The sequence below is a fragment of the Candidatus Poriferisodalis sp. genome, from assembly GCF_965208895.1.
Taxonomy (GTDB): domain Bacteria; phylum Actinomycetota; class Acidimicrobiia; order Acidimicrobiales; family Poriferisodalaceae; genus Poriferisodalis.
This window is the reverse complement of sequence record NZ_OZ242363.1, coordinates 3,342,557-3,354,728: the sequence shown is the minus strand read 5'-3', so window position 1 is coordinate 3,354,728 and position 12,172 is coordinate 3,342,557. Positions and strand designations below refer to the sequence as shown.

The window sequence follows — 12,172 nt, the reverse complement described above, 5'->3', positions numbered from 1 at the left end:
TCAGCTCGCCACGGACGACTCGCTCTCGTCGTCTGCCGCCTCGTCGAATGCGTCAGCTAGCCATCGCAATCGCTGCGCAACTTCGTGTCCAGGAGCGGCCGGAACGTACCGCGCAGACCCGTTCCCATCGCTGACTGGAGCGATAGCACTGAGCCACGGTGTCGCAAGCAGTTCGAGTGCCTCAGCGATCAGTGCCTCCGAGATCTGCTGCCCAGAATTCTCTCGACTCAAGTTGTAGTGGACGAGGCCAGCGTCTGGCGGCTTGAACGAGGGCGCAATGGACTCCACCGCCTCAAATGCCTGCACCATCAGTTGTCGACGCAGAACCATCTCCGCCCGCGCGGACTCAACCACGCTCGTATCGATGAGGCCGCCACGGGCATTGCCGTCGCTGTCAGCGAACAACGCGAAGTAGGCGCTGGTGGCGAGAGGTGCCGATGCGTGGGCCTCGCAGAGTGCTGAAAGCGCTGAGGCGTCAAGTACGCCCACAGCTTGATCCGCCGCAAACTGCAGCAGTTGGCCTGCTGGACCGGGTCCTACCAGCAGCGAGAATTGGGCGTCGTGTTGCTTGCGGTGCTTCTCGAGCGCCGGCCAATTGACTTGGTTGCTTATGAGCCTGCCTCCCGTCGCAGCCTTCGAGTCGACCGTCACGCGATACCGCCAGTTCGGAGACGGATTCTTGCCGTCGAGGCCATCCGCGTGGGTGGCGGTCAGCAAGACGTCTGTCTGACCGGGACCGCTGAGGTGCTCGGCCTCGAAACCGAGAAACTCAAATGCGTCGCGCACAGCGACCTCGAAATCCTGGTGTTTGGAGCCATCGCAGGACAGCGACACCAGCCGTTCACCGATCTCGGAAGCAAGATCTCGGGCAGAACGAAGCAACTTGGTGCCAGGCACGCTGGGCTTCGGCCCTCGGCCATCATCTGCGTCGAACTCGCCAGCCTCTCCTGCGTCTTCCTGCGCCGTCTCGGCGACTGACTCGGGAGGGGGTTCATCAGGTAGGGGAACGGACACCGTCGTCGGGCGCTGCAGTACGACTAGTTCGAGAAACGCAAGCCCAGCCTCCGTCACCCGATAATTCCCACCAGCAAAACGTTCGGCAAGGCCCCCGGACCTAAGCCAATTCAGCCGGAAGCCAATCGGATTGACGCCTTGCCAGCGGAAGCCAAAGGCGTCGTTGGCGACGAGTCGTAGCTGCTCACGCGATTGCGGGTGTCGCAACTCTTGGAGAAGTTCGCCAATGAATCGGATATTGGCGTGGATGGTTCCGATGACAATTTCCGAACGCCCGGATTCCATCCAACGAACGGCTTCATTGGAAGGAGTGCACCGCTTCACACCGACATCCACGAGCCCGAATTTTCGGAGCATCTCGACCTGTTGCGTCGCAACGCGCTCATTGAGCCCGTATTGCTGTCGATATAGATGTGCGACGGACGTGATGCTCCGATTGCCCGCCGAACACTGCCTAAGGATCCATCCCAGCGTGTCGAGGTAATGCTCGGCACCGCCAGCAAGGGGCCACACCGATTTCCGGCGGTCTTCCCATGGTTTGACCGGGGGCAGCTCCAGCGGCGGATCGTTCGGCAAGGAGCTATGACAAGCCCATGAAGCGGCGGGCGTTGGTGTAGACGACCTCGTTGCGCAGGCTGGCTACCTCGTCGTCGAAGCCTTCGAACGTCTCGTCCAGCTCAGCCAGGGCGCCGGGGAAGGTGCAGTCGTAGTGCGGGTAGTCCGAGCCCCACACGACTGTGTGAGCCAGTCCCATCGCAGCGACCTGCTCGAACGCCTCGCCCTCGCCGGCCTCCATGGTCACGAAGCACTGCTCGGAGAAGATCTCGGTGGGATCGCGCTTGAGCCGCGGCACAAGGTGACCCATGGCCTCCTTGTGCTCGTCGAGGCGGTCCAGCCAGTACGGCAGCCAGCCCAGCCCCGACTCGAAGAAGCCCACCCGCAGCATGGGATGGTCGTCGAGCACGCCGGAGGACACCATCTCCATCACCGATGCCATCTGCTCGAAGGGGTGGCAGACCATGTGGACGTAGAACTGGTTCTCGTATCGGGTCTTCGCGAAGCTCGGCATGCCAGAGCCGAAGCTGCCGTGGATGCCCACGGTGAGGTCGTGGTGCTCGGCCGCGGACCAGACGCGATCCATTTCGTCGGAGAACAACTCGAGACCGTGATATCGCTCCGGTCGGAACGTGATGCCGGTCAACCCGGCATTGGCGACCTCTTCGATAACCTCGACTGCCCCGTCGATGGACTGCAGCGGGCATACGCCCATGCCGAACAACCGGTTCGGGTTCTCGGAGCAGAAGTCGGTCATCCAGCGGTTGTACGCACGGGCATTCTCGACTGCGATCTCGGGATCGTTAATGTCGCCCGAGATCAGCATCAGCGACGGGAACATCAGCGCCGCGTCGAGGCCCTCGTCGTCCATCACCGACAAGCGAGCGGCCGGGTCGTAGCTGCCGGGCACGATGTCATTCCAGGTGACGTCGGTGCCATAGGCGTCCGGGATGCAGGCCGGCGCGATGCCGTTGCGCAGCCTCTTGCCCTCGACGAACATGGCGTCGCTGCCGTCACCCATAATCCGGCACTGCGCGATCAGATCCCGGTACTTGGGATCGGCGTACTCCTCCCACACCGACGTCGGCTCGGCGATGTGCGCGTCCGCGTCGTACACCGGCACTGTCCCGTTCGTTGCCAGCGGTCCCGCGCTCTTGCGTGTCTGCGTCATGGCCATGTCACAGCCTCCCCGTTGCCCCGGTGCGACCATTCTGCCCCATCCCCAGCAGCGGCGCAGCCGGAGAAGGTGCTCCCGAGCGTCCGTCTAAGGGTCGATGTGTCCTGGGATGACCGGGATCAGTCGGCGTAGAGGACGCGCAGGCCGCGACTGACAGCCGGGCCGACGACCGTGTTGTGGTTCTCGTTGGGGAAGACGTGCCAGGTCGAGTCGATGTTGCGGTAGCCGCGGGCCGAGAACTGATCCCAGAATTTGGCTTGGGGCGAGTACTCGTCGGTCTCGTTCTCCCCCATCGACATGAAGACCTTGACCTTGGGGTCGCCGCCGGCTTTGGCGTGCTCTTCCTCGAGGCGGAACATGACCTCGTAGTCCCACCACACCGACGGGCTCGCCAGCAGGTACCGGGCAAACATGTCGGGCGCATTGAACAGCACGTGTAGGCCGAACAGCGCAGTGAACGAATGGCCCACGTAGGTGGGTTCGCCGACGTGGTAGCGGCTGTACAGCAGCGGCAGCACGTCTCCGGCGAGCCATTGTCGGAACGGCTCGGCCTGACCCGTCTCGGCAGGCGGCACCCGGATGCCGGTCATCGGCGGGGCCTCCGCAGGCGTCACCGTGTAGTCGACGGCACGCAGGTCGAGCATCTCGCGCATGTCGGCTGTGTCGTGTGCGATGCCGGCAACGACACATCGCGGCGTCTCCCGAGACATCGACAGGATCCGGGTGGTGTCCACGGCGGTGCCGAACGTCCAGGGCGCATCGCAGCAGACCACGAGCGGGTACGGGTTGGTCGCATCGGGCCGGTAGCCCATCGGCAGCGCCACCCAGAGCTGGTAGGACCGACCGGCGTCGCTCCGATGGAGGATGTGTGTCTCGATGGGCCACGCGCCTGAGTCAGCCACGGCGGGGATGTTATTGGCGACGGCTGATCATCGTCAGGCCGTCGCCGATCGGCAGCATCACGCTGCTGACCCGGTTGTCAGCGGCACCGGTATCAGACTCGTACCCGCACATAGGTCCGGTCGTCGAAGCTCAGGCTTCCGGGACGCACCCCCTTCGTGCCTGGCGGCGGGCCAAGCCGCAAGGGGTCGGACCGAATGCATTGCGCATGTGCTTCCTCGGCCTGGTCCAAACAGGGTTGTACGTCGAGGTACCCATCGGTCGCCAGAATGACCTCTGCGCCAGCTGGAACGTCATAGACATCAACCATTGATGCCGGAGTTGCCGTGCCGTCGAGCGCAGCAAAGCCGAGCAAGGTATCTACGACGTTTCGCCAGGCGGCGGCGGCGCGCAGCAGCGGCAGGATCATCTCACGCCCAGGATCCTGGGCGCGTAGGAGATCGGCATCGGCGCCGGATCGGAGCATTGAGTGGAGCAGCGCGGCCCGCGCGTTCCCGGCGATGTCATCAAGCTGCTTGTGGGCCCGATGGAGAACACCCGCGACGCAAACCGACACGTCGCCGACGCGAATCACTCGTCGACCTCGCAAGTCCAGCACGGCACCGACAGCGACAGGCGTGCAATCGGGGTCAGGCACTGATCGAATCGCGCTGTGCAGGAACTCCAAGACTTCCGCCGAACTCGCCGAGACAGGAAAGCAACTCATTGCCTTCGTGAGGGCCTGTACCCCCAAACGGCCAGGTGTCGGATGATCGCTGCCGGACTTGTCGGTCTCCCCGTCGAAGATCGCCACGACGTCGTCGGCCACGACGAACGCGTCTTCATTCAATCGATCGTCCCCGCACTTGGACTGCGTCCAAGCGTCAAGGATCTCAGCAGCCATGCCAAGCCCCCGTCTTCAGGCACCTTTAGCATCGCCCATGGATGCGTCCCAGACAACTTCTGGGGTCAGCGCGTGCCCTCTTCGGATGCGTGACCTGACCACGACGACCAGATCGCCGCTGCGGCGTGCCTCAGGAGACTCAACCAGGAACCGAGCCGCAGCGACCGTTCCGTAGGTATGGGAGCCCGACAGGATGATGATCCGATGCGTGGGCGAGAACGGGTTGGAGGTGCGAATGACCAGCCCATAGTCGCTCTCGATGGAGTTCGAGTCTGACGACCCCTCGAACCTCTGACCACCCGCGACAATCACTGAGCCATCCTGCGTGACGTCCAGGCGAGCGCTGAGTTCATGGAGTGCCGAACGCGTCTGGTCATTGGTCTTCGGTCCACCCAGCAGGATCAGGTCGGATTCCAGATCTCTGCCGGGCAGATCCTGGGGGAAATACACACTTTGGATGTCGATATCGCGCCAGCCCCGGGCAATTGACGGCGCTATGAGTGCCAGCGCTACCGCCTGTCCGATCCCCGTTGACGGACGCCGATACTCCCCCGTCTCGACATCAGGAGATGCTGCGATACAGATGCGCAAGCGTTCCGGTGCTGCGAGCGCCCAGCGGCGCCGGCTAGCAGTGCGCACGGCGAGGCGGCGAACTGCCCAGACGATGGCGCTGGTCAACAAGCCCGGCAGAAATCCGAGAAGCAACCAGTTGAGGACCAATCCCACCGGCACGAACCTACTGCCGGGACTCCCAAGCGGCCGTTGGATTATTTTCGATACATCTCAGCCGCTGGCTGCAGCCACACATTGTGATGTCGCGGCAATACCGCGCCGGCGGAGCTAGCGGCGGCTGATCATCGTCAGGCCGTCACCGATCGGCAGCATCACGCTGCTGGCCCGGCTGTCGGCTGCGACATAGTCGTTGAACGCGCGCATCGCCTCGGTGGCTTCGTCGTCGTGTTGCGGATCGGCAACCGTGCCGCCCCGCAGCACGTTGTCCACGAGGATCACGCCGACCGGCGACAGCCGGCTGAAGATCGCCTCGTAGTAGTCCGGGTAGCTGGACTTGTCGGCATCGATGAACGCCAAGTCGATCCGGGGTTCGCTTGGGAGCGCGCGCAGCGTGTCGAGCGCTGGCCCGATGCGCAGGTCGATGCGGTCGGCCACGCCGGCTCGTTCCCAGTGGCGGCGGGCGATCGAGGTCCACTCCTCGGAGACATCGCAGCAGATAAGCCGGGCCCCCGGTTCGAGTGCGCTGGCCACGCAGAGCGCCGAATAACCCGTGAAGGTGCCGACCTCGACGGCCAGCCGGGGCTGCAGCGCCGTCGTCAGCACCGTCATGAACGCGCCCTGCAGCGGGCCGATCTGCATGCCCGCAATCCGTCCGAGCTTCGCAGTCTCAGCAATCAGCTCGCGCTGGACGGCTGTGGGCTGCAGCGAATGCGCCGCCGCGTAGAGCGCAGCCCGTTCCTCCACGAACGCCGAATCCCGAGACACGCAGGCGAGGTTATGTTGCACAGATGGACCGTCGGCGTGTTCAACCGCTCAACACATCACCGCGAGACCGCGTCCAGGCGCGAGACGGCCAGCCGGAACCCGGCGACCTTGGCCTTGGCGGCGCACAGTTGTTGACGCTCGGCAGTGTCGAATGGCTCCGGGCACATCTGCTCGCCGCAATTACCGACGACGTCTGGGCCGAGGCAGCCACCGGCTTCGGCGACTCCGACCTCGCCAGCGAGTGAACCGGCATACGATGCGCGACATCGTCAGGTTCGTCGAGTGCATCGAGGCTGATTGATGCTCGAATACAAGGGATACATCGGCGAGGTCTCCTTGGACGACGAGGCGGGTGTGCTGCACGCGCGCGTGATCAATAGCGGCATCTACCCCATCGCCAATGCCGAAGCCGTCGATGCCACCAGCCTCGAGCGAGAATTCCGGTGCTCGATCGACAGCTATCTCGAAGGGTGCAAGGAACTCCAGATCGAGCCGATCGCACCGGTGCCGAGCGCTGTGTCGCCTTCTCACTCGGCATAGAGGACTCGCAGGCCCCGCTGGGCCACACTCGGCCGCGGGCATCCGGATGCCGGTGATCAACGGCATTTCGACCGGATGCTATTGACGTCTGATCATCGCTCATCCGCCACGCAGCGGCAGCGTCCGGACGGTACGCACTCGGTTGCCGGTCGAAACTGGCACGGACGCTATCGCCGTCAACCGACCGATCGCCTAGATCAACCAGCAGGCTCGAAAACGAGATCGGGTATGACGACCTCCCACTGGTCGCACTTCAGCTCGCTCGTGTACTGCGGGTCGGATTGGATCTTGCCCCAAGTCGCTATGGCCGAAACGCTGGCCTGGACACAGTGCATGCCCTTCGGCGCCTCGAAGCTGCCAGCCAGCACGCCGACGACCGACCCGCGACGATCGAGGATCTCCCATCGCTCGTTGCGCTGACGCGTCTGCAGGGGATCACCCGGTGACAGCGCCGCAATGCTGCGGTGGATGCGGTCCTCGGCTGGCTTGAGGCCGGCGTAGCTGAGATACACGTCTCGAAGGGTGCAGCTGCGATAGCTGCGGCTCAGTGCCGCCGTTGGCGGCGGAAGTCTGGCGGGAGGGCGCCACAGCGCTGATTCCCTGCCTTGGAGTGGCGCGTGGAAAGGATGGGCGCCGCCCATCCGCGACAGGGTCAGCGTCTGTATGGCCCGCGTCATGGCCACGTAGTACAGGCGACGAGGTGCGTCGACGTCCTCGTCGCGGCTTCGCCTGTCCCAGCCTCCATCGAGAATCGCCACGTGGTCGAATTCGAGACCCTTGGCCCGATGCGCCGTCAACAGCAGCAGCCCGCGTTGACGCCGTCGGATGTCACGGCACCATTCCGCCAGCCACTCAATGACCGAGACCGCTGGAATCTCGGTGCCGCAAGTTTCGATGGCGAGTTCCTCGATGGCTTGGGACAGGACTTCCGTCCATGGGCTCGACTGTTGACCGTCCAGCCACAACCTGAGTTCACCGCTTCGAACCAGAGCAGCGCCGTGTTGTTGGATCTTGTGCCTCAGCGCTTGGGTCTCACGCAGGTGCCACAGGCTCATTTCGTGCTCATTGGCAAGCTGCACCCCGATGTTGTCCCGGATGCAGATACTGCGAACCGGCTCAAGCTGGCTCCATTCGCGTGCAATAACTGCGCAGCGCGACCAATCCCAATCGCGCGTGAGGCCGGACAGCCGGTGAAGCTCGGCCATCACGGCTTGCGCTTGGGAGATCCAGTTGCTCCCTGACGGCAGAACCTGAACTCTTCCTGCCGCAACTGGGTCCAGTTCGCTCCACGCTCCTCCGACCGGGTCGCCCCGACGGGCTCTGTCGCGGCTGATCGTGTGCCTGGCCTTCATGCGTGAGGACGCCGGCGCAATGACCGCATTGGCGGCGTCGATGATGTGGCCGCTCGAGCGGTAGTTCTCGATCAAGTACTCAGGCTTAGCGTCGTAGTCATGCTCGAAGCGCCGGATGAATTCCGGCGATGTCCCGTTGAACGAGTAGATGTTCTGGTCATCATCGCCCACGGCGAACAGGGTCAGCCGAGCGTCGACATCGGCTGCGGTTCTGCCTGCCAGCGCTGAGATCAGGCGGTACTCGGCCTCGCCGATGTCCTGATACTCGTCGACGAGTATCCACCGGAAGCCCGCCAGCAGGCGTGTCCGTGACTCTTCCGCTTCTTCGGCCTCTTCAGGATCGAACTCGTCTCCCCGCAGCAGCGCGGTGGCCTGCGCCATGACTTCGTCGAGCCTCTCGGAGAACTTGCTGTCACTGGATTGGCTGGCGCTTCCCGAGAAGCTGGCCCCGACGAGCCGCATGGCGAGCGCGTGGCATGTCAAGACCATCACGCCATTGGCGTCATCGCCGATCAGGTCGCGCAGACGCCGTCGAACGTCGGCCGCTGCATGCCGGTTGTAGGCGAGCGCCAAGATTCCCCGCGGGTTCTGCCGCCTTGCCCGAATGAGATACGCGATGCGGTGAACCAACACTCTCGTCTTGCCCGAGCCTGGCCCGGCGAGCACGAGCACGTTCGTGCTCTCGCGGTCGTCGGCCACGATTGCTCGCTGCGCACTGGACAGGTCCCCGACAATCGCCTTCCACGACGACGCCGTGGTCTGTCGATCGATCTCGCTGCGGCGCCCCTGCAGCCAGCGACGCACGAACTCGTCCTCGCCCAGTTCGAAGTAGTCCAGCGACAAGCGCAGGGCGTCGGCGATCTTGGCAAGGCCCTGCTCGGCGAATTCGGCCATCACGTGGATCTGCCGCACTGTGCGGCCGTAGTGCTCGTCGAGTTCTTTGAAATCCGCTTGCCTGAAGCCTCGCGAACCCGGCTCGAGCGAGATGGTCATCGCTGGGCGGAACACGGTAAGACCCTTGTTCAGCCTCACGACCTCCTGTTCGTGGAGCCACATCAGCGCCCGCTCCATGAGCCTGCGGGAGTCCCGGGTGCCGGCGCTCAACATCGGGTCAGCGTCGATTGCCCCGTCGACGGCCTTCTGCAGTTCGCCGAGGGTCGTCTCGACGAGCAAGTCGTTGCCCCGGCTGTTCGGCGGCAGTCTGGACAAGAGATGCTCCAGGAGGGCCTTCGCCGCGCTACGGCGACGCTGCGCGATGCCCACAAGAGATGACCATTCACGTCGGAGCGTCACCAAGACGCTCTCGGCAGCGTGCTTGCGCACGGAGGCGCTGCCTCTGTCACCGCCATCGCCGCGACCATCCTGGGCAATGCCTTCCAAGGCTCGAGCGATGTGCTCAGGCCGGGCGTAATCGAAGCCCGCGTCATGAAGATGCTGCGCAGTCACACGCAGGTTCAGCGGTGCCGAGCAGCCGGGCGCCAGATCAGGCGCCGACTCTTGCATCAGTCCGATCAGGGCCTCTTCCATGCCCGAAGCCTCGGTGAGTCTGCGGTGGGAAGGGCGGCGCACGCCGACATGCAGGAATGCCGTCACGACGGTGTCGTTGGTGGCGAGCCCCCGGTACTCAAGATCGTGCAAGGCGGCCCGCAGCCTGTCCGAGCCGAGACCGGCGACACCCATCAGATCATCAGTCGAGATTCCGTCATCAGGATCCGCATCGATCAGCGCCTTCACGATTGCCAGCAGCGCCTTGCGCTGACCGTCATCGAGGTCACCGGTGTCGAGCGTCGCCCGGGCCTCTTCCACGGTGCTCACGCGCAGCGACGACGGGTACACGCTCACCCGGTTCTCTTCACGGGTCAGCAGCTCTGCTTCCTCCAGCCACGCCACCGCTGTTCGCACACGGGTGTCGTCGGTCGCCGAGTCTCGGGTGAAGTCATCCGACTCGTCCTCGCTGAGAATCTCGCCCGACGTGGCAATGACTTCGCCGGTCCGCCGGTTTCGACGGTTGATCGCGCGCAACGAGCGCAGCACCCCATGTATCTCGCGCCGTGTGAGCCGCGACCTCGCAGACAGCCCGAATTGGCGCTCCACGTCTTCGGGGATGTAGAGCAGCACACAGTGCGCCTGCTGCTGGTCGCGGCCAGCCCGACCTGCCTCTTGCAAGTAATTCTCCAACGACGACGGGATGTCGGCGTGAATGACCAGACGCACGTCCGGCTTGTCGATGCCCATTCCGAACGCATTGGTGGCGGCGATCACCCGCAGCTCGCTGTCGATGAAGCGCTGCTGGACGGTCTTCTTCTCCTCCGGCTGCAAGCCGGCGTGGAAGCGGTCAGCGTCGAGTCCTTGCGCCTGGAGAAACTCGGCGACCTCGCCGGTGCGCCTGCGTGTCGCGCAGTAGACGATCGCCCCGCCGGGCACATCAAGGGGCAAATGGTGCTCGACGGTCATTTTGATGTCGTGGAGCTTCATCGCAGTGGTCGTTTGTTGCACGACGAAGTCGAGATTCGTTCTGCGGCTTCCGCCGTCGAATAGCTCCATCTCGGTCCCGAGGTGCTTGGTGAAGTACTCGCAGATTTCTTCTTTGACCTCCGGTTTGGCGGTTGCGGTCAGGCACAGCACCGGAGGCACCCGTTCACTGTCGGACTTCTCGCGGATGAAGCGGCCCACATAGCGGTAGTCGGGGCGGAAGTCATGCCCCCACTTGGACAGGCAATGAGCTTCATCGAGCACCCACGAGCCGATCTCGCGCTGAGCCAAGGCACCGCGGACCGATGGGCTTCGCAGCTGCTCAGGAGAGATCAGCACAATTGCGGCGTCACCCAACCGGATCCTGTCGAGCGCCTCAGCGCGCTCAGGCACCGACAGCAGTCCGTTGACGGTGACGCACGAGGTGACGCCTTGACGTTCGAGACCGGCTACTTGATCCGCCATGAGCGCTACCAACGGCGAGATCACCACTGTCAAAGCGCCGGTCTTGTCGTAGCGGGACAGCGCAGGCAACTGGTAGCACAGCGATTTGCCGGTACCGGTGGGCAGAATTGCCAGTGCATCGTGACCCGCCATCGCCGTCTCGACGATCCTCTGCTGGAGCGGTTCATCGGTCTCGAGATCTGCGGGCTCGGCTCGGAACGAATCGAAGCCGAACCACCGCTTGAGTTCACGCAGAGAGTTGTGGCGGGAGCGACACCATTCACAGCGCTTGTCATTGCAGGCGTCGTCGCGCAGGCGCCGAACCAGCCCGCTCGTGCCCGGGAACTGGTGGCGCACCCACGGCGGCATCACGGACTTCCCGCCTGACACGGAGATCCAAGCCATCGCGAACGCGAGCACCCAGCCGTGCTCCGGCGCCTCAGCAATCGCCTGCCGAAGTTCTGATCGGCATGCATGGCCGTCGAGGCATTTGCGGATCGCCTCCCTCGCCATGGACACACTCGGCGCCTGGGCCCCTCGCAATGCACCGAAGAACAGATCAAAGCCGACTGACTGGCGGGCGCGGGTGGTCAGCCAGTGCCAGGCCTCCTGCATCTCCGGCGGCACCTCGCGCAACGCCAGCCACTGATCCGAAAAGAGTTGGAACGCCAGCCGTGCGTCGAGGTACGGATCGTTACGTTCGCTTCGCGTCAGCGGGGCGTCCTTGTAGTGCTTGACGAGGCGGTGATACGGGTGTCGAGGAAACGCCAGCGGGTTGAGCCACAGCGTGTCCACCGCTGGTAACTGCAGCAGATTCAACCTAGGGGCTGCGGCCTGCAGGATCGGCAGATCGAATTCGATGAGATTGTGGCCGAGGACGAATTCGGCACCTTCGGCGAGGGCGTCAAGTTCCCCGAGCGCTGCGATTGCCGTACCGACTTGCTGCGACGAGACGATGTGCTCACCCGTCTTGGCGATGAGATTCGCCCCGCCGGCGGCGGCCGATTTCGACCTCTTGGACCACACGACACTCCGGCCCGTGTCGGCCCGCACGCCCGCCAGAGCCAGGATGCGCCGGTCATGCGGTGAGACCTCGAGGTCTAACGCGAGACATCGGGACAGCTCGTCCAGAATGGTGTGCTGGTCAATCACGTTGGTACCGATTTAGCAGAAATCGGCCTCAACAAGAGATGAAGTCAGCGCACGGCCCACCCATCTCGCTACCACGGGACAGCGCGGCCAATGCGGACAGGTAGGCAAAGGCGGGCTGCGTCATGCAGAATTCGGCAGTTCGTGTCCGTAGCCCACCTCGACTCGGGCTGCGGGCGGGCGCACCGA

9 protein-coding genes are annotated in these 12,172 nt (G+C 64.1%); 2 read left to right on the top strand and 7 right to left on the bottom strand.

Going from position 1 to position 12,172, the window contains the following annotated elements; translation table 11 throughout:
* From ACOGJB_RS15040 to ACOGJB_RS15015, 6 genes are all read right to left on the bottom strand, one after another.
* Positions 1 to 1,071, bottom strand: a complete 1,071-nt coding sequence (locus tag ACOGJB_RS15040; protein WP_419837904.1) for a hypothetical protein — start codon at positions 1,069 to 1,071, stop codon at positions 1 to 3.
* A 523-nt stretch (positions 1,072 to 1,594) separates the two neighbouring features.
* On the bottom strand, positions 1,595 to 2,746 hold the full coding sequence (locus ACOGJB_RS15035) for an amidohydrolase family protein (RefSeq protein WP_419837903.1): 1,152 nt from the start codon (positions 2,744 to 2,746) through the stop codon (positions 1,595 to 1,597).
* 119 nt (positions 2,747 to 2,865) lie between these two features.
* Positions 2,866 to 3,648: an alpha/beta hydrolase gene (locus ACOGJB_RS15030; RefSeq protein ID WP_419837902.1), complete on the bottom strand. Its 783-nt coding sequence runs from the start codon at positions 3,646 to 3,648 to the stop codon at positions 2,866 to 2,868.
* A 92-nt stretch (positions 3,649 to 3,740) separates the two neighbouring features.
* The gene (locus ACOGJB_RS15025) at positions 3,741 to 4,529 is read right to left on the bottom strand and encodes a hypothetical protein (protein ID WP_419837901.1); all 789 of its coding nucleotides are present in this window, start codon (positions 4,527 to 4,529) and stop codon (positions 3,741 to 3,743) included.
* A gap of 15 nt (positions 4,530 to 4,544) precedes the next feature.
* Complete coding sequence (locus tag ACOGJB_RS15020) at positions 4,545 to 5,255, bottom strand: hypothetical protein (RefSeq protein WP_419837900.1); 711 nt, start codon at positions 5,253 to 5,255, stop codon at positions 4,545 to 4,547.
* Between the two features lie 114 nt (positions 5,256 to 5,369).
* Positions 5,370 to 6,026 carry an O-methyltransferase gene (locus tag ACOGJB_RS15015; protein WP_419837899.1) on the bottom strand — a complete coding sequence of 219 codons (657 nt, stop codon included), beginning with the start codon at positions 6,024 to 6,026 and terminating at the stop codon, positions 5,370 to 5,372.
* 23 nt (positions 6,027 to 6,049) lie between these two features.
* On the opposite strand from ACOGJB_RS15015, the gene ACOGJB_RS15010 reads away from it, so the two are divergent.
* Complete coding sequence (locus ACOGJB_RS15010) at positions 6,050 to 6,271, top strand: hypothetical protein (protein WP_419837898.1); 222 nt, start codon at positions 6,050 to 6,052, stop codon at positions 6,269 to 6,271.
* 55 nt (positions 6,272 to 6,326) lie between these two features.
* On the top strand, positions 6,327 to 6,566 hold the full coding sequence (locus ACOGJB_RS15005) for a hypothetical protein (protein WP_419837897.1): 240 nt from the start codon (positions 6,327 to 6,329) through the stop codon (positions 6,564 to 6,566).
* Between the two features lie 197 nt (positions 6,567 to 6,763).
* Here the strand turns inward: ACOGJB_RS15005 and ACOGJB_RS15000 are convergent, their stop codons facing one another.
* The gene (locus tag ACOGJB_RS15000) at positions 6,764 to 11,986 is read right to left on the bottom strand and encodes a RecQ family ATP-dependent DNA helicase (protein WP_419837896.1); all 5,223 of its coding nucleotides are present in this window, start codon (positions 11,984 to 11,986) and stop codon (positions 6,764 to 6,766) included.
* Positions 11,987 to 12,172: the final 186 nt, after the last annotated feature.